This is a genomic window from Dysgonomonas sp. Marseille-Q5470, from assembly GCF_951230145.1.
In the GTDB taxonomy this organism is placed as follows: Bacteria; Bacteroidota; Bacteroidia; order Bacteroidales; family Dysgonomonadaceae; genus Dysgonomonas.
In genome coordinates, this window is sequence record NZ_CATNVE010000003.1 from 1 (window position 1) to 24,354 (window position 24,354).

General features: G+C 39.7%; 16 protein-coding genes. 6 read left to right on the forward strand and 10 right to left on the reverse strand.

The features are described 5' to 3' along the window. The first annotated feature begins 259 nt into the window (after nt 1-259). Nucleotides 260-604, forward strand: coding sequence for a glycosyltransferase (locus QOX35_RS06055; RefSeq protein ID WP_283686574.1), 345 nt, complete (start codon nt 260-262; stop codon nt 602-604). A 126-nt stretch (nt 605-730) separates the two neighbouring features. On the opposite strand, the gene QOX35_RS06060 is transcribed toward QOX35_RS06055, so the two are convergent. The 6 genes from QOX35_RS06060 to gap form a co-directional block, all read right to left on the reverse strand. Further along, entirely contained in the window at nt 731-1,237 is a 507-nt protein-coding gene (locus QOX35_RS06060; protein ID WP_135103702.1) for a flavodoxin, read from the reverse strand. A 26-nt stretch (nt 1,238-1,263) separates the two neighbouring features. Beyond that, nucleotides 1,264-3,294, reverse strand: a complete 2,031-nt coding sequence (locus QOX35_RS06065) for an alpha-ketoacid dehydrogenase subunit alpha/beta (RefSeq protein WP_283686188.1) — start codon at nt 3,292-3,294, stop codon at nt 1,264-1,266. A 25-nt stretch (nt 3,295-3,319) separates the two neighbouring features. Continuing rightward, a complete protein-coding gene (locus QOX35_RS06070) occupies nt 3,320-4,657 on the reverse strand; it encodes a dihydrolipoamide acetyltransferase family protein (protein WP_283686189.1) in 1,338 nt (445 codons plus the stop codon). 35 nt (nt 4,658-4,692) lie between these two features. After that, nucleotides 4,693-5,463: a lipoate--protein ligase family protein gene (locus QOX35_RS06075; RefSeq protein WP_283686190.1), complete on the reverse strand. Its 771-nt coding sequence runs from the start codon at nt 5,461-5,463 to the stop codon at nt 4,693-4,695. Between the two features lie 4 nt (nt 5,464-5,467). After that, nucleotides 5,468-6,817 carry a dihydrolipoyl dehydrogenase gene (gene lpdA / locus QOX35_RS06080; protein WP_283686191.1) on the reverse strand — a complete coding sequence of 450 codons (1,350 nt, stop codon included), beginning with the start codon at nt 6,815-6,817 and terminating at the stop codon, nt 5,468-5,470. Between the two features lie 379 nt (nt 6,818-7,196). Further along, nucleotides 7,197-8,207, reverse strand: a complete 1,011-nt coding sequence (gap, locus tag QOX35_RS06085) for a type I glyceraldehyde-3-phosphate dehydrogenase (protein WP_283686192.1) — start codon at nt 8,205-8,207, stop codon at nt 7,197-7,199. A gap of 161 nt (nt 8,208-8,368) precedes the next feature. Here gap and QOX35_RS06090 point away from each other — a divergent pair, with 161 nt between their 5' ends. The 5 genes from QOX35_RS06090 (at nt 8,369) to QOX35_RS06110 (ending at nt 16,544) form a co-directional block, all read left to right on the forward strand. Next, entirely contained in the window at nt 8,369-9,382 is a 1,014-nt protein-coding gene (locus QOX35_RS06090) for a GlxA family transcriptional regulator (RefSeq protein ID WP_283686193.1), read from the forward strand. Nucleotides 9,383-9,733: 351 nt separating this feature from the next. Next, complete coding sequence (locus QOX35_RS06095) at nt 9,734-10,990, forward strand: Gfo/Idh/MocA family oxidoreductase (protein ID WP_283686194.1); 1,257 nt, start codon at nt 9,734-9,736, stop codon at nt 10,988-10,990. 38 nt (nt 10,991-11,028) lie between these two features. Beyond that, nucleotides 11,029-14,454, forward strand: coding sequence for a DUF1080 domain-containing protein (locus tag QOX35_RS06100; protein ID WP_283686195.1), 3,426 nt, complete (start codon nt 11,029-11,031; stop codon nt 14,452-14,454). Nucleotides 14,455-14,747: 293 nt separating this feature from the next. Further along, nucleotides 14,748-15,869: a lipid II:glycine glycyltransferase FemX gene (locus QOX35_RS06105; RefSeq protein ID WP_283686196.1), complete on the forward strand. Its 1,122-nt coding sequence runs from the start codon at nt 14,748-14,750 to the stop codon at nt 15,867-15,869. Between the two features lie 129 nt (nt 15,870-15,998). Then, nucleotides 15,999-16,544, forward strand: a complete 546-nt coding sequence (locus QOX35_RS06110; RefSeq protein WP_135103712.1) for a DUF2179 domain-containing protein — start codon at nt 15,999-16,001, stop codon at nt 16,542-16,544. A gap of 73 nt (nt 16,545-16,617) precedes the next feature. Here the strand turns inward: QOX35_RS06110 and QOX35_RS06115 are convergent, their stop codons facing one another. From QOX35_RS06115 to QOX35_RS06130, 4 genes are all read right to left on the reverse strand, one after another. Beyond that, the gene (locus tag QOX35_RS06115; protein ID WP_283686197.1) at nt 16,618-18,966 is read right to left on the reverse strand and encodes a GH92 family glycosyl hydrolase; all 2,349 of its coding nucleotides are present in this window, start codon (nt 18,964-18,966) and stop codon (nt 16,618-16,620) included. A 114-nt stretch (nt 18,967-19,080) separates the two neighbouring features. Further along, entirely contained in the window at nt 19,081-21,408 is a 2,328-nt protein-coding gene (locus QOX35_RS06120; protein ID WP_283686198.1) for a GH92 family glycosyl hydrolase, read from the reverse strand. A gap of 1 nt (nt 21,409) precedes the next feature. Next, a complete protein-coding gene (locus QOX35_RS06125; RefSeq protein ID WP_283686199.1) occupies nt 21,410-22,531 on the reverse strand; it encodes a basic secretory protein-like protein in 1,122 nt (373 codons plus the stop codon). A gap of 139 nt (nt 22,532-22,670) precedes the next feature. Continuing rightward, entirely contained in the window at nt 22,671-24,344 is a 1,674-nt protein-coding gene (locus QOX35_RS06130) for a RagB/SusD family nutrient uptake outer membrane protein (protein WP_283686200.1), read from the reverse strand. Between the last annotated feature and the right edge of the window lie 10 nt (nt 24,345-24,354).

Sequence of the window (24,354 nt, forward strand, 5' to 3'; positions counted from 1 at the left end):
GTTAAAGAAACTGAAAAAATGTTAGCAAGAGAAGCTAACTTATAAGCATTTTACGTTCTTTGAAAATCCTTCCTAAGTGGTATACTTTTCAAATCCATTCCGGTATACTTTTCATTTATTATATACAAAAAGAAATAGAATTAAAAGATTGGAAATTTTGTTTTATAGGAACAGTTGATAGAAGTCTTGAATATGCTATAAATGAGCTTTACAAAAAAAAAATCCGGAAAAAAGAGAACAAATATATTTTGTTGGAGAGATTAAAGATAAAGAAGAATTATGGGGATGGTATAATAAATCGAAGGTTTTTGTACTAACTTCACGATGGGAAAGTTATGGATTGGCATTAAATGAAGCGAAGCGATTCAAAAATTACATCATATCTACACGTGTAGGAGCCGCTGAGGATATAATAGATAAAGAGAAATATGGCCTTTTCATAGGGCAAGAAGATAGTGTAAATTTAGCCAATATTCTATCCCAAATAATAAATAAAGAAATCAATATTGATGTTTACCAAGATTACAAAGGTGAACAATTATCCTATGAAGATACAGTTCAAGTACTGCTAAGATTATTGCCGAAAAATAACAAATTAAATTAAACTCATTTTATTTTTCTTGTGACAGTTTATCAAAGAAGTAGTCTTGTGATTATAATTAAAAAGGAACTTAATCGTTTAGGGAAATCCTCGATTAAGTTCCTTTCTTATAATAAACGAATTCGCTGTTTAATCAAATTCTTTTTTCAGTTGTTCTACCCAGCTTTTTATCCGATCGTTTGTTAGTTTCGACTGGTTTTCTTTATCTATGGCCAATCCAACGAATTTGTGATCTCGAATGGCACGTGACATTTCAAAATTATAACCATCGATAGATGTAAAGCCAACTATTTTAGCTCCAACAGACTCGAATGTCTCAGCCAAAATACCTATTCCGTCAACAAAGTTTTCCGGATACCTCACCTGATCTCCAAGTCCAAAAATGGCAACTTTCTTACCTTTCAGATTCAAAGCCTCCAGTTCGGGTCTTACTTCATCCCAATGATTTGGAAGCTCTCCATCAAACCATGTTGCTACTCCTACAATAATATTGTCATAACTTTCAAAATCCTTTTTCCATGCATCTTCAACTGAAACAAGGTCAACATTTTCACTACCAAAAGCCTCTTTGATCTTTTTAGCAATAGAGGCTGTCTTGGTTGTAGTTGTTCCGTAAAACAATCCTATTTTCTTCATTGCATATATAGTGTTTTTTGTTATTGTTAAAATTCAAGTAATTTCTTAGCAGCTTCATAGATTTTATCCACATTCGGAAGTACAGCTTTTTCTAGTATCGGATTGAAGCCTACAGGGGTGAAGGTAGAACCTACGCGTTGTACCGGTGCATCCAGATATTGGAACATTTCTGAACCAATTATCGCGGCAATTTCTCCACCAAGACCTGCAAATACTTTGTCTTCATGTACAATAAGTGCTTTACTTGTTTTCTTTACCGATTCGAAGATAGTCTCTTTATCCAATGGAACTAAAGATCGCAAATCGATTACTTCGACATCCCAATCCTCTTTAGCCAAACGTTCTGCCACAGAGAGGCTGAGTAGTGTTGTGTTTCCATACGTGAAAAGGCTTAGATCCTTTCCGGGACGGCGAACACGAGCTTTGCCAAAAGGTACTTCAAAATCTTCAGGTACAACTGTTGCTGCATCTACAGAGTTATATAAAGCTTTTGGCTCTAGAAATACGGTTAATCCTTCCGAACGTAAACTTGTACGCAACAGACCTGCTGCATCGTCTGCAAAAGAAGGATAAACGATTCTGCATCCCGGCAATGTTGCCAATGCCGCTTCAATATTCTGAGAGTGGTATATTCCGCCTCCGATATATCCACCCGATGCTAGTCGTAAAGTGATATTCGGTGAAAACTGACCGTTGCTGCGCCAGTAATCGTGCGTACATTCTACAAATTGTTCCATTGCCGGCCAAAAATAATCGGCAAACTCAGCACCTTCTATAACAACTCGTATCTTCGGGTCGAAACGGCTCATACCGTTTGCTGTTCCCACGATAAAGTCTTCTGCAATAGGAGCGTTGAAAATACGTTTTTCTCCAAACTCTTGTTGCATGCCTTTCGAAACGTTGAACACTCCACCTTTGTCTTTGTTTGCCACATCTTGCCCCCACAAGAAAGTGTCGGGATTGTGTCTAAACTCAGCTTTGAGTGTTTCGTTAATAGCCGTTACCAGATTTTTCTTTTCGCCCTCTTCATTATGCGTTCCATCCACATACTTTTCAGGTTTATATGGTTCCGGTATAACGAAATCGAAAATAGATTTAGGGTCAGGATCGGGTGCAGCTAAAGCTTTTTTGTTAGCAGCACTCACTTCTTTTTTTACTTCGGCTTCTATGGCTTGCAATTCTTCTTCTGTAAAGCGTTTGTAACGCAATAGCATCCGACGGAATTTATGTAAAGGATCGGCTTCTTTTACATATTTCAATTCGTTTTCATCACGATACAGAGTATGCTTATCCGAGTTGGAGTGTGAGCCGATGCGTACGCAATTGGCGTGCATCAATACCGGCTTCTGATTTGCAATAGCATATTCGCGAGCTTCGGCCATTGCATTCATAGAGTCGAAAACATCCTTACCGTTGCAATACATTATTCTCAGGTTTTTTATACCTGAATAGTTATCTACAGCCTTTCTGTTTGCTGTCTGATCTTTTTTAGGAACCGATATCCCGTAACCGTTATCCTGTATGACAAATATTACAGGCAGTTCTTCTTTCGATGCTCCGTTTATTGCTTCAAATACATAGCCTTCCGACATGGCGGATTCTCCGTGTGACGTGATAGCGACACCTTTTTTCTCATAATATTTTATGGCACGGGCTACTCCTACAGCATGTAAATCGTGATTACCTGTGGCAGAAGATACGTTTTCTATGTGCCATTCAGGTTTGGCAAAGTGGTTCGACATGTGACGTCCGCCACTAGCCGGATCAGTTGCTTTCGATATACCGTTCAGTATCAGTTCTTCTGCAGTAAGACCTGCAGAAAGAACGGTTAGCATATCACGATAATAAGGGAACATGAAATCTTCGCCTTTAGTAAATGCCTGCCCCACTGCAAGCTGGATCCCATCGTGTCCTGCATAAGGAGCATGGTACGACCATCCGAGAGATTGTAGCAAATAGGCCGGGGCTTTTTCGTCGATAGCCCGTCCTAATGTCATCAGGTGATACCAGTTTTTTAAAGTTTCTTTATCTGTTGTTTTTATATCATATTTTTTCATATCTGTTTTTCTGTTTTGAGTTAGGTTAGGCATTCCAGTTTTCCAAATATTCAGCTATACGGTACAAGAAGTTTCCTCCCAGCATACCGTCTACCACACGGTGGTCATACGATAATGAAAGGTACATCTTGTGTCTGATAGCGATAACATCTCCTTCGGGAGTCTCTACTACTACAGGTTTCTTCTCAATGATGCCTACACCAAGTATTGCTACTTCCGGTTGGTTGATAATCGGAGTACCAAACAAGCTCTTGAATGAACCAAAGTTCGTAATAGTGAATGTTCCTCCTTGAATTTCATCCGGCGACAATTTATTGGCACGAGCCTTGTTTGCCATATTATTCACTGATACAGCCAAACCGCTTAAACTTAACTTATCCGCATCTTTTATTACAGGAACAATCAGGTTTCCATCATTCAGAGAAACAGCAACACCAATGTTGATACGTTTTTTCTCTATAATGTTATACCCGTCCACAGAAGAGTTGATGCGAGGGAAATCCTTCAATGCTTTTGCTGTTGCTTCAACTATCGGCGACATATATGTGAGGCTTACACCTTCGCGTTTCTTGAAAGTATCCTTGTTTTGTTCACGCCAATGAACAAGCTTGGTTACATCTACTTCTATTACATTGGTAACATGCGGAGATATCTTTTTAGAAGCAACCATTCGGTCGGCTATAATACGACGTATGGCATCCATCGGAATCACCTGATCTCCTTCTGTAACTTGTACAGGGGCTACCTTTGGTGCGCTTTCTTGTGATGGTGCCGGAGCTGCCGGTGTAGAAGTTTTTGCAGCCGGTGCCGGTTTTGTTGATACACCTTTTTTCTTATTGTCTATGTATAGCTCAATATCACGTTTGCTGAGGCGTCCTTCGTAACCTGTTCCGGGTACAGAATCAAGCTCACTTTGACTGATTCCTGCGTCTTTTGCTTTCTGTAGAACAACAGGAGAATACCATCTGTCTGCTGTGCCTTTACTTACTTTTTCTTCCGATACTTTAGCAGGTGCGGCCGGAGTTGCTTTTTCTTCAGCCTTAGCAGGTGCAGGTGCAGAAGCCGGTGTCGGTTCTTCTTGTTTTGCACTTTCAGTACTTACTTCTTCTTCGCCTTCTTCACCTTCCAGTTCAACGATAGCTACAACAGTACCTACTGAAACAGTATCTCCTTCTTTGAATAATATCTCAAGAATTTTTCCTGATACAGGAGATGGAATTTCCGCACTGACTTTTGCTGTATTTACTTCAAACAAAATGTCATCTTCATTGATTGTATCCCCAACTTTGATCGACCACGAAATGATAGTCCCTTCGGTTATACTTTCGCCCAACTTGGGCATTTTAATTTCAAATTTTGCCATGGTTTATATTGTATTATATTTTATAGTAATTTCTTTTAAATTATAGATTGAAATGCTTGTTCCGAGACCTTGGGTTTCTTCCCGTCATAATTCCATTCATCTGTTCCATATTTCTCATTCACCAGTTTCTTTATATTTAAAACATCTTCACTCGTGAATTGATAAATAGAATTTCCCTTTTTCTCATTCATGAAATAAGCCATGATATAATCTTTGAAACGATTTATATTTAATGGCTTATCTATATGGTTCAGAATGTTCGTAACAGGACTTTTTACCGACTTGACATAAATCCGCTTATCGACTTTATTTTCCAGTTGTTTCGGATCACTTTCAAGCGTAGTAGTGAGCCTGTTGAGGTCGGATGAAAAAAGCAGTGTAGCATGAAACATAACCCTGTCTTTGTGTACACATTGCGCACTGCCCGATATTTTGAGTCCATCAATGTTTATTGCCAAGCGTGTGTCTACCTCAGCATGGATGCCCAGAGTGGATAAAAGCAAAACTATTCTTTCTGTGAACCGGTGAAAGCCTATGCCTTTATTGTTTTCTATAAAGGTTAGGTTCAGATTTCCCAGATCATGAAATACAGTTCCACCACCCGATGAGCGTCGTGCTACTTTGATATTATTCCTTTGTATAAAGTCGAGATTAACCTCGGCCAATACATTTTGGTACTTGCCTATAACCACTGACGGTTCATTCTGGTATAACATGAAAAATTCTTCTGAGAAATTTTTCAGAAGATATTCTTCGCTGGCCATGTTGAACCATGCGTCGGTATGTGTATTGTTAATACAAAGCATTTTGTTAAGAGAATAAAGTCTCGTGTATAATTTCGCCAACAGTTGGATGCGGATATACATGTTTACGGAATTCTTCCACAGTGTTACCGTTTTCTATCGCAATTCCGGCCAACAGTATTAATTCAGATGCCGGATTGCCCAACATATGGCATCCTATAATGCGATCGCTATCGTCTACTATTATTTTACAGAGTCCGCTTCCGGTCTCATTTTCTGCAATGAATCGCCCGGAATAGGCCATCGGCAGTTTGAGTACACGGAAAGGTTCACCCTTTGCTGTCAGCTCTTCCTCTGTTTTTCCTACTCCCGCTATCTCGGGATTTGTATATACTACACTTGGGATAGCCTTATAACTCATTTTGTCATCCTCGCCAAGAATATGACTGATAGCTACTTCTCCTTCTCTGATGGCTGTATGGGCAAGCAACGAAAAGCCGGTAATATCTCCTGCGGCATATACACGAGGATGGCTGGTTTGCATATACTCATTAACCTTCACACCGTTTTTGAGAAGCTCCACGTTTAAAGTCTCCAGTCCGAATCCTGTGGTAATAGCTCTACGTCCCACACTTACCAGTATCTTTTCAGATTCAATTGATTGAGTCTTTCCATTTTTCTCTACAACTACACCTTTCTTGGTAACTTCTGTAACTTTGGTATTCAGATGAAATTTAATTCCTCTCTTTGCATAATCGCTGCGAAGCATGGCTGATGTTTCTTTATCCATTACTCCGAGTATTTCAGGCATCATTTCTATAACATTAACTTCTACACCCATGCTATTAAAGAAAGATGCAAATTCGATACCAATGACACCGCCTCCAATGATTGCAAGTGATTTTGGTAAGTCTCCAAACTCTAAGGCTTCTTTCGATGTCCAGTAATTTACTTCAGACAACCCCTTTATCGGAGGTATAACAGTTTCGGAGCCTGTGCATAATAGCAAATATTTTACTGAATAGGATTCCTTACCACTCGAAATGTTGATCTTATTATCCTTCTCCCCGGTGATGGTTGCTGTATCTTTAACTACAGTAACACCGTATGATGATAATTTAAAGCTGACTCCCGCCGTTAATTTTTTTACGACTTTATCCTTTCTGTCAATTATTTTTGATACATCGAAAGAAGGGGCGTTGTCTAATGTAATTCCGTATTTGCTTGCATTTTTTATGCTATCCAGTGTTTTGGCTGAATATAAAAGTGTTTTTGTGGGGATACATCCTTCGTTGAGACATACACCTCCGATGTATTTCTTTTCAAAAAGGACAGTTTTTAATCCGTTCGATGCAGCTATTTCGGCTGCATTATACCCTGCCGGACCTCCACCGATAATTGCGATATCAAATTCCATAGTCTATCTATTGATTGTTAGTTGTCAAAAAAGTTCGTTTTGTAATGTGTATATTACACATCACCCTATAAACAAATGAGAACAAGATAAGTTTTATCGATTTTAACTATTACTCTTATAGATAATCAATATGAGATGTTTTTATAAGAAAAAAATGGTATCTGTACTTAGTTTTAGGATTGTAGGGGTATGGATTAAATGTGTTTAATTCTTTCTTTTTAATATTTTTTTACTCTTTTCAAATAAAAGAATAAATATCCAAAATTGTATTTTTTGAGAATATTCTTACGAGCTTTATAAAATCAACCTAAAATGATAAACGAAAAAGAGGCTATTCTATATAGAATAGCCTCATATTATCTGTCAGCTGTATTAACTCTTATCCGTTTACTTTTTTCATTGCAGCGATAGAATCCAATACTTTACAAGAGAATCCCCATTCGTTATCGTACCATGCTACTACTTTTACAAATGTAGGGTTAAGCATAATCCCCGCTTTTTCGTCAAAAATAGCAGTGTTCGGATTACCTATCATGTCAGACGATACAACTTCGTCGGCGGTATATGCCAAATAACCCTTTAATGATCCTTCCGAGGCCTCTTTCATTGCTTTGCAAATTTCTTCGTAAGATGTCGGTTTAGACAAACGTGCAGTCAGGTCGATAACAGAAACATCAAGAGTTGGCACGCGGAAAGACATACCGGTTAGTTTTCCGTTGAGTTCGGGAATCACTTTACCTACTGCTTTTGCGGCTCCTGTAGTTGAAGGGATGATATTACCCGAAGCAGCACGCCCTCCTCTCCAGTCTTTCAACGATGGTCCGTCTACTGTTTTTTGAGTGGCAGTGGTTGAGTGTATAGTACTCATCAACGCTTCTTCTATGCCGAACTTGTCGTTCAGTACTTTGGCTACCAATGCCAGACAGTTAGTGGTACATGATGCATTGGATATGAACTGAGTGCCTTTCACATACTTGTCGTCATTTACTCCCGGAACAAACATTGGAGTATCATCCTTAGATGGGCCCGACATAATTACATATTTTGCACCTGCTGCAATATGTGCTTGAGCTTTCTCCTTCGTAAGAAATAACCCTGTAGATTCTACTATATATTCAGCTTCAATCTCATTCCATTTCAGATTAGCAGGATCTTTTTCTGCTGAGATGCGGATTGTATTTCCATTGACAACAAGTTTGCCGTCTTTAGTCTCAATAGATCCATCAAATTGTCCGTGGATGCTATCATATTTAAGCATATAGGCTATATATTCAACATCCATCAAATCGTTGATACCAACTATTTGTATATCACTTCTGCTTTGAGCAGCTCTAAACACCAAACGTCCGATACGTCCAAAACCATTAATACCTACTTTAATTGCTTTCATAATGAATTGGTTTTTAAATGATAAAATATCTTGTTCTTTTTAGTACTACAAAGATACATTATAATATCTTTGTCTGAAATGACAAAAAATATACAAATCCTGCCAAGTCGGATTGATTTTACTAAATAATACTTATTTTTAGATTCTAAAATAAAAAACAGATGAGTAAACAGTTAAAAATAAGGCATATTGTGTTTCTGGTTCCTCCTAACTCCACACTGCTGACTATGGTGGGCCCATTGGAGGTATTTACCAAAGCAATCGAACAGTTTGATATGGTAGATAAGGATATTGATTTCACGTATCAGGCGCATGTCGTATCTATGGGTAAGGGAAGGCAGATAGATACATCTTCGGGTTTATCAATATTAAGTGAAGGATGCTATACCGAAATAGATTATCCGATTGACACGCTTATTGTAACAGGATTGGCTCGCCATCTTGAGGCTAACCTGAAGGATGAGATGATAGAATGGATCAAAGATCAGGCAAAAACGACCCGTCGGATATGTTCGGTCTGTTCGGGTGCTTTTATTCTTGCCGAAGCAGGATTGTTGGATGGGAAAAAAGCAACTGCCCATTGGTCGAGAAATGAAGCGTTGGAACAGATGTATCCTTTAGTAAATGTGCAGATAGCCCGTATTTTTATTAAGGATGGAAATATTTATACAGCGGCAGGGATTACCTCCGGTATGGATTTGGCTTTGGCTCTCATCGAAGAAGATCTGGGACAGTCGTTTGCCTTGCATATTGCCCGCTGGTTGGTCTTGTATCTCAAACGCCCTGGCAATCAGACACAATTCAGCTCATATTTAGATTCTAAATTGATTGGTAACCCGACTATCCGAAGAGTTTGTGAATGGATACTCGAACATCTGAGAGAAGACATCACAGTAGAAAAAATGGCAGAATATGCGGCAATGAGCCCTCGTAATTTTGCTCGTGTCTTTGTGCGCGAACTGCGTGTAACCCCAGCGAAGTTTATCAACAAGCTGCGTGTGGAAAATGCCAGCCAACATCTTATCGAAACACAATTATCTCTTGACGAAATAGCCGATAACTGCGGGCTAAAGACAGGTGAAAATCTTCGCCGTCAGTTTATAAGCTTTATGGAGATTACTCCGGCTCAATATCGGAAAAGCTTCCGATCTTCTTGGGCAGACGTTTCCGTGTAATAGATATTGGAGATTTATTGAATCCCTATGGACAGAAAGTTTATAGGGATTTTTTATTTTAGAAAGGATGCTTCATAGCGTTAATTATAGTATCCTGTTTTAGTCTTTATCATGTCGTTTTATTGAATTGGCAAATGAAGAAAATGTACTATTCTTTTGCACAAACTTTCGGTTGTAAATTTTGCCTATATAATTCTGATTTTAATTATTATTTTTGCTATACTTCGTTATCTTTGTAATACATGTGGAGAATTCCATCTGTTTTTTATGCCTATCATCGGGTGAATATGACATAATGATATTTAGCCCGGTTATTCTTAAAATCGAAATATTATCAATTTATTTTATATCATGAAAACAAATAGGAGAGACTTTTTTAAAATTTTAGGAAGCGCAGCAGCTCTTACTGTTATTCCTCGTCATGTGATGGGTAGAGGCTACATTGCTCCCAGCGATCAGCTGACTAAGGGAATTATAGGAACAGGCAGTATGGGGCGTGGTCATGTGAATTATGCAGGCACAAGGTTAGTAGCTGTATGTGATGTGGATAAGAAACATCTGGAGTTGGGAAAACACCTTGTAACTGATAATATTGCAGCATATCACGATTTCCGCGATTTGATACTAGACAAAAATGTTGACATTGTTCATATAGCAACACCTCCCCATTGGCATGGTATAATGTCTGTGGAGGCGGCCAAGGCCGGAAAAGATATTTGGTGCGAGAAACCCATGACCCGTACCATAGGAGAAGGAAAGCGTGTGATGGAGGCCGTTAAGCAATATGGTTCGAAGTTTCGTTTGAATACATGGTTTCGTTTCACTGATAATTTTTATGGATTGGGAACTCCGGTTCGCCCGCTAAAGAAGTTGGTGCAGAGCGGTATGCTGGGTTGGCCATTAAAGGTTACGATCAGCAGGCATACAGGCTTCGACTGGAAATTCTACTGGGTAGGAAAAGAAAACCTTCAGCCGGAGGCTATTCCTGCCGAGCTTGATTATGATATGTGGCTTGGCCCGGCACCGTACAAGCCTTATAATAGCCATCGTGTACACCAAACGTTCCGTGGGTATTGGGATTACGACGGAGGCGGTTTGGGAGATATGGGACAGCATTATATCGATCCTGTACAATACTTCCTTGGCAAAGATCATACCAGCCCGGTAAAAGTGGAAGTGGATGCGCCACAACAACATCCCGATGCAATAGGTACGTGGCGCTCTATCACATATACTTACGATGATGGTTGCCAGATCGTACTGTGGGGTGATGATTATGGAGATCCTAACACGCCGTATATATCAGGGCCAAACGGTAATGTTTATAAAAATTTTGTTTGTGATATACCTTATTGGGAAAAGAAACTAGCTGCCTATCCGGAGCCTGAAGAACAGGTTACAGATTTCATCGAAAGTGTGAAAACCCGCAAACAGTTTGCCCTTAACGAGCAGAATGGCTTCCGCTCGTCTACAATAGTAAATATGGGAATTGTTGCGTTGAGGCTAAATCGCACGCTGCATTTTGATCCCGTAAAACTTGAGTTTGTGAATGATGATGCGGCTAACCGTTTGCTTGACCAACCAATGCGTGCCCCTTGGAATATTTAACCTGTACTATCAAAAACAAACAAGATAACAATATAATCATGAAAAAAATATACTCATTATTAGGCGTATTTCTGTTTTGTTCAGTGATGATATTTGCTCAATATCCGACAAACAGAACCGCTAAAACCATTGTTGCTGATGTTTTGGCGCAAATGCCGGCTCAGCAAACTGAACAATATTATGCCCAGATAAAAGATTTGGCCTCTACAGGAGAAGAAGGTGTTTTGCTGTTGGTAAAGATGATGAATCCTTTAGGTAAAGGTGCTAACTCGCAAGTAGAATTTGCATTAAGCGGACTTTCTCACTATGTTTCTGCCGAAGGGATGGGAGATAAAAGACAAGTGGTCTCCGGAGCTTATCTCAAAGCCCTTGATATGGTAAGTGATCGTGAGATCAAAGCTTTTATTATCCGACAACTTGAGCTGATAGGCAAGGATGAGGCTGTTGCTAAGCTTGCTACATACCTTGTTGATGAGTCTCTCTGTGGTCCTGCTGCCGCAGCTTTATCGGCGATCAACACGCCGTCGTCAAAAAAAGCGTTGTTGAATGCTTTAAGTGCTTCTGCCGACGATAAATCTTCGGAAAATATTATTTTGGCATTAGCTAAACTGAAAGTAACTGATGCAGAAAATTCACTCCGACGATTGTTAGATACTAACGATACTGACAAGAGGAAAACTGTATTGTATGCATTAAGCCAGCTTGGATCAAAGGCTTCTTTGCAGGACTTAGCTCTTGCAGCCGAAAAAGACAATTATACAATGGGTAAAAGTGGTGCTAACGAAGCTTATATTGTCCTCATTAAACGTGTACTCACTCAGGGAGATAAAAAAGAGGCAGAAAAAGCAGCCTCAGATCTGATGAAAAAAGCAGAAAAAGCAGGGCAAACACAGACCCGTTCGGCAGCATTACAAATACTGATGGAGGCGAAGCCTGCAAATGCCTTGCAGCAACTGCAGAGTGCACTCAAAGACGGCAATCGTAATTACAGATATGCTGCGTTGACATACGCTTCTAACTATACAGATAGCAAAATGTATGCGGAGCTGATTAAATCATTGAAAAAGACAAAACCTGATGCACAGTTGGATATTCTCAACTGGCTCGGGGAGGAATCTGAATCGCAGAATAAACGAAACGAAATAAAGCCTTTGATCATTGAACCTGCAATTGGTTTTTTGACGGCAGGTAGCGCTGATATGAAAAAATCGGCAGCAAATATACTGGCTAAGACCGCAGATCCGAAGGCGATAGCAGCTCTTGCTTATTTATTGAACGATGCCGATCCTAAAACGGTAGCAATAGCCAAAGACGCATTATCGGCTACAAATGGAGATATTGCTTCTGCCGTTGTTCCTGTAATAGCAGGAGCAAACGCAGCCGGAAAAGTAGCCGGATTACAGTTGTTGGCTGAGCGCAAATCTTCGGCTAATATAGCTACAGTGCTTGAACAAATCAATTCTACATCGCCGGATGTGCAGACTGCTGCATATACAGCTCTCAAAGATGTGGTTTCGGCAGAAAACTTAAACCAGTTGTATGCTCTTCTTGAGTCTGCTTCTTCAGAAAATGTTCCTTATGTTCAGCAGGCGATTGCAAGTGCTCTCCAATCATATTCAAATGAAAAGCAATATGATGTTATCATGGCTCGTATGGGGCAGGTGGGTAACGATAAACAGTATTTATATTATCCTGTGCTATCAAAGACGGGCGATGAAAAAGCATTGAGCTTTATTGTAGATCGTTTCAACAAAGAAAGTGGAGTGGCAAAGGATGCCGCTTTTCAGGCATTATCAGATTGGAAAGATATCGATGCTGCGGCTGAGTTACTTGCTATTTGCAAAAATAGAGCGGATATCCTGTATTTCGACAGGGCAATTAACCGATATATCCAATTAGTCGCTAATCCTAAGCTTACAGGAGAAAACAGGCGTTTGCTTCTTACCGATGCTTTGGAAATAGCACGCACTGATGACCAAAAGAATAGTATTTTGTCTCAGTTGGGTAATACAGGTTCTTATCTGGCTTTGCTATGTGCCGGACAATATTTGGATAGTAAGCCTTTGCAACAGGCTGCAGCAGATGCAGTGGCTAAAATAGCTTTAGGCAATAAAAATTATACAGGTAAGGTGGTAGAGGAACTGTTGAACAAGGTAATAGATGTATTGAGCAATGCTGACGCTGATTACCAGAAACAGGCTATCCGTAAACATCTGAATGAAATGCCGAAAGAAGAAGGCTTTGTTTCTATTTTCAACGGAAAAGACTTAGATGGATGGAAAGGCATTGTTGAAAATCCGATAGTCCGTGCGAAAATGAAACCGGCTGTGCTGGCTAAAAAGCAACAAGCAGCCGATAAGGTGGCAGCTGAACATTGGAAAGCTGAAAATGGAATCCTTGTCTTCGACGGAAAAGGAGGAGATAACCTTTGCACTGTGAAACAGTATGGCGACTTTGAAATGTATGTTGATTGGAATCTCGACCCTGCGGGGCCTGAGGCAGATGCCGGAATTTATTTGCGGGGAGTTCCTCAAGTGCAGATATGGGATGTATCACGTGTAAATGTAGGAGCACAAGTAGGATCGGGCGGATTATATAATAATGAGAAAAATCCAAAAGACCCATTGACTCTCGCCGATAATAAATTGGGAGAATGGAACACGTTTTATATTAAAATGGTAGGAGACCGTGTTACTGTAAAATTGAATGGAGTATTGGTCGTAGATAATGTGATTCTTGAAAACTACTGGGATCGTAGCCAGCCGATTTCGCCTATCGAGCAGATAGAATTGCAAGCTCATGGCAGCAAAGTATATTATCGTAATATATATGTCAAAGAATTGGAGAGGTCTAAACCTTTTGAGCTATCGGCAGACGAGAAAAAGGACGGATTCAAAATTTTGTTTGATGGTACAAATATGCACCAATGGACAGGTAATACAACCGATTACCAATTGCAGGACGGCTGTATAGCCCTCGACCCGAAAGGTGGTCATGGCGGAAATCTTTATACAAAAGATGAGTTTGCAAACTTTATATATCGTTTCGAGTTTCAGCTTACTCCTGCGGCTAACAACGGGGTAGGTATCCGTACACCGATGGGTGTGGATGCTGCGTATGATGGCATGGAAATCCAGATCTTAGATCATGATAATCCTGTTTATAAAGATATCACACCATTGCAAGTACATGGCTCGGTGTATGGCATAATAGGAGCAAAACGCGCTAAGTTCAAACCGATGGGCGAATGGAACGAAGAGGAGATAATCGCAAATGGTAATCATATAAAGGTAACGCTTAACGGAGAGGTTATTCTCGATGGAGATATCAAAGAAGCAACCAAGAACGGAACAGCAGACGGGCATCAGCATCCGGGATTGTTCAATCCGAAGGGGCATATAGGCTTCTTGGGGCATGGTTCGCCGGTTAAGTTTAGAAATATAAGGATTAAAGAACTGAAATAGGCTTTTTAGCAGGATAAAATAAGAGACTGCCTGAGTAGAGTTATCATCTCTCAGGCAGTCTCTTTTGTATTTAAGTTTTTCCAAATTATCTTATATAAAGGCTTTTAGGTCTGAAAGAGGATCAGGGAAAGTGACAGGTCAAAAGAGCTGCTAAAAGTGTCACTTTTGTCACCTTTTAGGGGTTAAGTGGTTGTAATGTAGTGTGATGTGTTTTCGTGGAATTGTCACCTTTTGTATCTTGGTTGGTTTTACATTTTTATTATGCCTATCTTTGCAGCTATTTTGAGAAAATCATGGTAATTGAAGTATTTGAAAAAGAAATAAGAGACATAAACGATACACCGATTGTACAACAAACAGCCTTTTGGTCTGAGGTGAAGAGTCATCAGGGATTGGGAACCAAAGCTTTCGACTTTAAGGTAAAGAACAGAGATATATACACAAATGTAGGGGGACACTCATATACCAATGCTGATGTACTGGTGCTACAAAAACCTTTAAACTCGGAATATAGCATGGCTTATGTGCCTTATGGTCCCGAGATAGAGCCGTCTGAAGAATTTCAAGGGCGGTTTTTGGAGGAGTTGTCTGAAATAATACGTTCTCATCTGCCTAAGAGTTGTATCGCTATCCGCTACGATCTCAACTGGCAATCCCACTGGTGTGACGAGAGCAACTATGATGACCAAGGAGTATGGATTGGGCCCCCCGAAAAAAAATATCAGGAGTTTCAGCTAAACTATGGTACTGTAGAGTGGAATCTGAGAAAGAGCAATTCAGATATCTTACCCTCTACTACTATATATCTTGATCTGAGTCTGTCGGAAGATGAGATTCTGATGCAAATGAAACCCAAGACACGTTACAATATACGTCTTGCTGAGAAAAAAGGTATCCGTGTCAAGCGTGTAGGTTTGGATAAGATATCTATCTGGTATGATCTGTATAAAGAGACAGCTTTACGAAACGGTCTATATATAAATGATATAGAGTATTTCTCCTCTGTGTTGACTGCAAAAGCAGATGACACTGCATCTCCGGCTCGGGTTGAACTCCTATTGGCAGAACACGAAGGTGAACCTTTGGCTGCTATATTCCTTGTTATGTCGGGGCATAGAGGGACATACCTATATGGAGCTTCATCTTCTCGCAAGAGAAACTATATGCCGACTTACGCACTCCAGTGGGAAGCTATAAAAATAGCGAAGGAATATGGTTGTACCGAGTACGATATGTTTGGCGTTTCACCGGGACCAGATCATTCGCATCCCATGTATGGACTCTATCAGTTCAAGACCGGATTTGGTGGAGAGCTTTTTCATCATCTGGGTTGTTGGGACTATCTGCTGGATGAAGAAAACTACCGCTATCTTTTGATCAGTGAGATGAATGCACAAGGCTACTACTTGTCTTGACGCTCTCTAATTATTCTTATTTAAGGGTAAAGATATCTAATATAGATTAGTTTCTTCTCGTATTGTTTCTGATGCGAGGGGGCTTATTTTGTATCTTTATATTTATTCAAAAAATAAAAAAGGATTATTATGTTTACCATTTTTGAGACTTATCCTTGGTTGTTGCCTGTGATGATTTTCTTTGGCCGTATATGTGATGTAACGCTGGGTACATTACGTATCATCTTTGTATCGAAAGGTGAAAAATATAAAGCACCGATTGTGGGCTTTTTTGAAGTCTTTATCTGGGTTGTTATTATTTCTCAGATATTCTCCCAAGCCAATAGTCTGGTCGCTTATGTTGCTTATGCCGCTGGTTATGCCGCTGGTAACTATGTCGGTATCTTGGTTGAGAACAGGATTGCCTTTGGATATCAGCTGCTACGTGTATACACCAAGAAAGAAGCTTTGGAACTTATAAAAGTGCTGAACAGCAAGGATATCGGAGCCACCTTTGTAAAAGGAGAAGGAGCTATATCTCAGGTTCATATTGTGGAGATCGTCATAGGACGTAAATCATTGAATGAAGTTATAGGTATAATATCTGATTTTGATTCGAAAGTTTTCTATTTGGTTGAAGATATCAGGTATAAGAAAGAGGGGATATTTACATTGAAAAACTTTGCAAGGAAGTAATATAAAAAAACCTGCCGATAAGATAATCGACAGGCTTTAGTAATGTAGTGAAAACTAAGACTCCATTACAAGTCTAATTCTTTATATAGCGAAGTGTCTCCTTCGGCTTAGATAACGATGGTGCTACAGATTCATCCGAAGTTCCCCATGATTTGTTCGGGTTGCTACCCAATACAAACTTGATATCGGCTCCGTTCTTTATATCATCGTAAGTAATATATGTCTTGTTATATTCTTTTCCATTGAGGAACATAGCCTGTATATAGACGTTTTGCTTACTGTAATTTTCGGTGGTCATAGATATCTTCTTTCCATTAGCCAATGTAAGTTCTACAGCCTCCAGTCCCGGAGAACCTATCGCATAGATATTGCTTGACGGACATGTAGGATAGAATCCCATGCAGTTGAAGATATACCAGGCTGACATTTGTCCGCAATCATCATTCCCGCTTAGGGCATCAGGCTTATTGCCATAGAATGTATCGAGTACATAGCGTATCTTTTCCTGTGCTTTCCACGGTTGTTTGATATAGTTGTAGAGATATATTATCTGGTGACAAGGTTCATTGCCATGCCAGTATGCACCAATTCGCCCTTGAATGTCATGCGCTCCCGGGATATCATCAGGCAGTTCCATTGTGAACATAGAGTCGAGACGTTGTTCAAAAACATCACTACCCATCTCGTTTATATATCCTTGTACATCCTGTGGTACATACCATGTATATTGATAGGTAAACCCTTCGGTAATATCTCCCCATCCATGAACAGATCCCGGGCCTGTATAGGCTATCGCATCGAATGGTGTTCGCCAGTTGCCATGAGAGTCGCGTCCTCTCATAAACTTGCTTTCCGGGTCTATCAGGTTTTGGTAAGATAGAGAACGATTGAGGAAATATTTATAGTCTTCTTCCTTTCCTAATTTTTTGGCAGCCATAGCTACGCAATAATCGTCGTAGGCATATTCCAATGTCTTCGAAACAGACTCGCGCTCTTTGTCGAAAGGTACCCAACCCATAGCAGTGTATTCCGGTAAACAATCATAATGTGGGTTCATCGCTGTCGTTTTCATTGCTTCATAGGCACGCTCGTAGTCAAAGCCCTTGATGTCTTTTACTATAGCATCGGCAATAACCGAAACCCCATGATAGCCTATCATACACCACGTCTCATTTCCGTAGAAAGACCAGATAGGCAACATGTGCTCTACACTCTGGTCGTAATGAGCCAGCATGGAGTTGATCATGTTTGCATTTCTGTCAGGGTTCGTCAGGTTCAAAAGAGGGTGTTGAGCTCGGTATGTATCCCATAATGAGAACACGGTATAGTTGGTAAACTTGCTATCGGTATTACGAATATTCGAATCGTGCGCCCTGTATTTACCATCTATATCTTCATATATGAAAGGATGTAGCGAGGCATGATATACAGAGGTATAGAATGTTTCCAGTTGCTCTTTAGTTCCTTTTACTTTGTACTTATTTAGTTCTTTAGCCCAAAGTATTTCCCCTTTCTTTCTGAGGCTGTCAAAGTTCAGATTGTCGAATTCTTTCAGATTTGCATAAGCACCTGATGTGCCGGTGGAAGAGATCGCAACTTTTACTTCTACCTCAGCTCCTTGCGCAGCATCAAAGTCAAGCCATCCCATAATTTTAGTACCATAGGCTACTTTATCGCTACGGAAGCGTTTTGTATCATAGATTACGGGCTTGCCGTCTTGCATGATTCCTGAGTGTTTGAATGGTTTGGAGAACTGTGCTACAAAATAAACATAGCGTTCGGGTCCCCATCCGTTAACCAGCTTAAATCCGCAGATGGTTGAATCGTTTTCTATTCTAAATTGTGACCATGCTGTTTTAAACCATTGTACATGATCCATATCTATCATCACAAAAGCACTATCTGTTTTGGGAAATGTGAATTTGAATATTCCGGATCGGATACCGGAAGTCATTTCTGCTTTCACATCATAGTCCAACAGGTCTACAGCATAATAATTGGGTGATGCCCATTCCTTATCATGGCTGTATCGTGATCGGTATCCTTCGTCGGGATTCTCGTGTGTGCCCGCAGTGTATTTCTTTGTGCCTGTACCGGGGATAAATAAGAAGTCTCCCAGATCAGGGATTCCTGTACCACTAAGATGTGTAAGGCTGAATCCCATTATTGTCATATGGTTATATTTATAGCCCGCTGCAGCATCGTAATAGTCACAATCGGTGTCGGGACTTATTTGTATCCCTCCAAAGGGAATCTGAGCTCCCGGGTATACGTTACCAAATCCGGATGTTCCAACAAAAGGATTGACATAGGTATTTAAAGTCATATTTACAGCCATGTCTTCTGTTGGTGTCTTCTGACTACATGATAAGACTGTGAGATGTATAATAAGAATGGCAGCGGCCCGAAACAGTTTATTCATAATCTTCGTAATAAAGTTGAGAGTTTGTTTGCTATGGAGTTTGGATATGTATTGTTCCAAACTCCAGACCTAGCAAACGGAATAAATAGATGACTCTTATCTTAGCGTAACAAGTTATTTAGAAAGAGAATATGGCTTTTCGTCTTCATTGAAGAGCCTTTTTTTGTTTGGAGTTGATGACATTTCGAATGTAAGCTCTACTCCATTTTTGATGTCATCATAATTGATATAAGCTTTTGTATACGGTTTGCCGTTTAGCTTTACCGATTTTACATAGCGCATTTTATCGCTTACTTTATCTGCTTTTATTTCCAGGTATCGTCCTTTTCCTAAGTTTACTTTCATGTAAGGAAAATAAGGAGCTCCCAGAATATATTGATTTGTACCCGGACAAACAGGATAGAATCCCATCGCTGAGAATATATACCAAGCTGACATCTGTCCGCAGTCATCATTGCCACAAAGACCATCGATGCTATTGCGATACATACGATTCATAATTTCCCGTACCCAGTACTGTGTTTTCCAAGGCTGTGAAGTCCAAGCATATAAATATGCTATGTGGTGGCTTGGTTCATTTCCATGTACATAATTACCCATAACGCCTTCGCGGGTAACATCTTCTGTTTCTGCGAAAAACTCATCAGGTAAGTGCATGGTGAAAAGTGAGTCGAGGTGTTGTACAAACTGTTTGTCGCCACCCATTTCTTTGATAAGCCCTTTTACATCATGCGGAACAAAGAATGAATAGTTCCATGAATTACCTTCTATAAAACCTTCTCCATGCGTGCTTAGCAGGTTGTATGGTGTTTTCCACTCACCGTTGCTTAAACGAGCACGTACAAAACCTATTTGATGATCGAATACGTTTCTGTAATTCAAAGCCCTTTTCTGATAAGCATCTGCTACAGATTGGTTACCTATCTTTTTAGCGGTGTTGTATATTGTCCAATCGTCATATGAATATTCAAGGGTGATGGACGAGCCACTTCCATTTTTGTCAACAGGGACATAGCCTAGCTTTTTGTAATATCCTGTACCATCATAGTAATCGAGGTTAGAACTGCTTATCATCGCTTCTAGCGCTTTGTCTTTGTCTATGTTCAAACCCTTATCCAAAGCATCAGCTAAAACAGATACAGAGTGATAGCCGATCATGCACCAGTTTTCGTTGCCCATATGAGACCAAACAGGTAATGCTTTGTGAACGCTTTGTTCGTAGTGAGCGATCATCGATTTTACAATGTCGGAGCTTCGCTCTCTATTGATGAGATTGAATAATGGGTGGAGGGCCCTAAAGGTATCCCATACAGAAAAGATAGTATAATTAGTAAAGCCTTTAACCTGATGTATGTTATGGTCTATACCTCTATACTGCCCATCCACGTCCATATATACTGAAGGATTGATCATCGTGTGATACAATGATGTATAGAACATTGTTTTCTTATCAATGTCTCCTGTTATATCTACTACGTTCAATTCTTTGTTCCATTTTGCTGTTGCTTCTGCGGCTATCTGGTCGAAAGATTTTCCTTTCGTTTCAGCCTCAAGATTTTTTATTGCTCCTTGCGTACTTACTGCGGACAAAGCTACCTTTATAACAAGAGGAGCCGAAGCATTATTGTCGAATTCGAGATGAGTAACAATCTTTCGTCCGGCTATTTCAGGAAAATTATTCTGTAAGTCAAACTTCCTCCAGAATCCTGAGTATTTAGGTTTTTCTTTATCTACATACCCATATTTTTTTATTGGCTTAGATAAAGAGATCGCAAAGTAGGTGTAGTTTTCTCTAGCCCAACCATTCGTGATGCGATAGCCTGTTATGAGGGTGTCGTTCTCAACTCTCAGGCTTGCCCAAAGAACTTTTCCGTCATAATTATAGATTCCGTGTGTAAGATCCAATAATATTTTCTGGACCTCTCCCTCGGGGTATGTGTATTTATGTACGCCAACACGTTCTGTTGCTGTTAGCTGTGCTTTTACTTTATAGTCGTCGAGTACAACTTCATAATATCCGGGACGTGCCTTTTCTGTATCATGCGAATAGCGTGAGCGATAGCCTGAATCGGGTTTGTCGGCTGTGCCGGGATTAAACTTGAATGGTCCTGTTACGGGTACGATTAAAATATCTCCTAAGTCGGAATGTCCTGTCCCACTAAGGTGTGTATGACTAAACCCTACAATGGTTTTGTCGTCGTGCTGATATCCGGCACAATATTTATATGTGTCTTTCTGATATACACCGTTTATACTATGAGGTATAGTATCCGTGTCCGGGCTTAACTGTACAATGCCATGAGGAACGCAGGCTCCCGGGAACGTATGTCCCATCTTTACAGTACCAATCATGGGGTTGACATACGATGTCTTCTCTTGTCCGGATACCATACCACACAGAATGTATAAAGAAAAAGTGAGGACAATTTTGTTGAATTGCATATTATTTTTTAGCGTTATTAATTAAATATTTCTGATATTCATTCCACATGCCTTCGATACTCGCTTCGGGACCAAAAACTTTCTTGATAGCGCCATCAAAGCTCCATACATCCATATCTCTTACTGTAAGGTGAAATTTACGGATTGCATCCGGGTCTTTACTGGTGAGCCACTGTATAAAAAATCCTGTGGTGCGGTAACCATCCATCCAGTTGCCTCCGGGTTTGCGTGTACTCATATCAAACAGTCCAGCTTCGGCTCTCACTGCATCGGCGATACCTTCTATACATGCCCAGAACGTTTTATTATTGCCGTAATTTCCAATGCCTTTTGGTTCAAACTGGTAACCATGTGTCAATTCGTGATAAAGAACGCCACGTGTTTCGAAATCTAATTTATGTAATGATTCTTTAGCCGACTTTTCTATATGCTGTGTACTATACACTATATTTATGTTGGGAGAACTGCCTCCTTTAGCCGAAACTCCGTTATAATCTTTCAGTGTATAGTCTATTTCCTGTACATCTACCATTGGATCATTAGCCGTATAGTACAATATTTCGGCAACCTTTTGGGTATGGTATTTTACATACTCGTCAGGATTCTGCACTAGCTGATGATATATCTTATTACCTTCAGTATCTGGATCGAGAGACTCAAATACTACTTTGGGATATTTGAAGTTTTCCCAACCAGCTTTTAGGTTTTTATTTGATAATACAACTTCAGCAATCTTCAGCGTGTCATTGTTGGACGTTTTGACCTCCAGCATATAATATTTGTATGTTGCAGGCTTTTGTACTACACATAATATCTCCTGAAAACGTGAGCAGAAAATCTGATCTTTTCTCTCATCTACTATTGTCCATTTTTTTCTATCATTCGATCCTTTTATAGTCCAGTTGGTAGGATCATAAGCAGGGAGCTCCCCTGTAGAGTATATTTTATAGCTTAACACAGGCGTGGTATATTCTGTATCAAATACAATTTGATTCAGTTGCCTTTTTCCTGTGTAAGATGTTGTAAGATCATTATCCAACAGTTCTTTTGGATTTGTTGATAATGATTGGCTTTGACATGCTAAAAAAGGAACAAGTAGAACAGATAATATTAGCTTTTTCATTATATTCTGTCAATTGTTTTGAGAAATAAAAGAGATACTTGTTTTTGTAATTTATAGTTAAACAACCTGCAATTCCTTTATTGCAATGGGAATTGCAGGTTATTAGAATGTTAGAGACGTAAAATTCTCTTATGTTTTATTAATATCCTGGATTTTGAGATAGGCTAGGATTACGATCCAGAGCCGAATCTGAAAATGGCCATATCAACATATGCATATTATTAGAGAAAGATTTACCATCAGATTTATTATAAATAGTGGCTGATGCAATATCTACCCATTTTAAAGACATATCACTTTGAAGCTGAGGGTACAAATGGTTACGGCGAATGTCATCCCAAACTTTTAGTTCTAATGGGAATTCATGCAAGCGCTCAGTTAATACATCATCAATAGTAATTGTTGCTGGTAATGAATACTTATTGCTCAAAACACCATTAACAGTGAATGCACGTTTTTTTACAATTTCCAGATGAGCTTTAGCTTTAGCTTGATCAGGTGATGTCTGTTTTAGATATGCCTCTGCCGCGATCAAATGCATTTCAGACAAACGGAATACCGGAAAGTTTAGACTAGAACCTACAGTATTTACCATTGCGTAATCTTCGAACCAAAACCAGTTGTCATATTGATCGCAGTCGTAAGTTAAGCCTTCTGCTGAAGTATATGTCTGAAAGAAGAAATTCTTTTCCATGATACGAACATCACCATCTACATAACTTTTGATAACAGCATCTTCAGCATGATACATATTTGCTAGTACACTTGTTTTGAATACATTCGTTTTACCGTCGGCTTTTTTCCATGAGGTTGCAGCATTAGTCATACAAGCATTGATGTATCCGTTTCCACGATCCAGTAGTTGTTCATATTCGATAGCATATATGATCTCTTTGGATGATTTGCTGTTTTTAATCTTATTGAATGCACTTTTTTGAGCAGCTCCATTATCATCACTGGCTTCAAGGTCATGCCCTGCACCACCAGAGATAACTGCTTCTGCCATTGCTGCCGCCTCTGCATATTTTGCAGTATTTTGCAGTGGATATCCGGCCCATTGCAGGTATACAGTGGCCAATAAAGCCTGAGCTGCAGGTTTTGTAATACGACATTTATTGGCATAGAATGTAGTATTAGGTAAAGCCTTGATTGCCTCCTGAAGATCTTTCTCTATCTGAGTATATACTTCGGTAATCGAAGCTCGAGGCTTATTAATTACTGTTGGATCTGCTGTTTCTATAGGCTCTAAGATTAGAGGAACTCCTCCATTACCTCCGTCTTTGGCTTCCCCATCTTTACACCCGAATTCTTTCAACAAGAAATAATAAGACCATGCGCGGAAGAAATAAGCTTGAGCTAGAAATTCATTTTTCTGAGTTTCTGTGATTATACCTTTTGCTACCATTCCTGGTATACGCGCAATTAATACATTACAACGTCCGATACATACATAAGGCTCACGATAAAGTTCGTTTACTTCTCCAACACTTTGAAATGTAATATTCAAATCTCTAACTCGTCCTGATATATTTCCGTCACCTTTTTGATCTGTAAATAAACCGGAAAGGAGACCACTATACATAAGGCGGGTTGGTTGCCAACCATTTTCACGACCACCATAAAGATATGGTACTCCCCCGTAATAGATCATGTTTACTGCGGCCTGAGCATCAGCAGCAGAAGTCCAAAATGTTCCATCTGTCTTTTGATTTAGAGGCTCTTCATCAAGAAATCCAGAGCATGATGAAACTGTTAGCGCTAGTGCAATTATACCCACAAGAGGCTTTTGCATTAAATTTTTTATCTTTTTCATGAAGCTAATT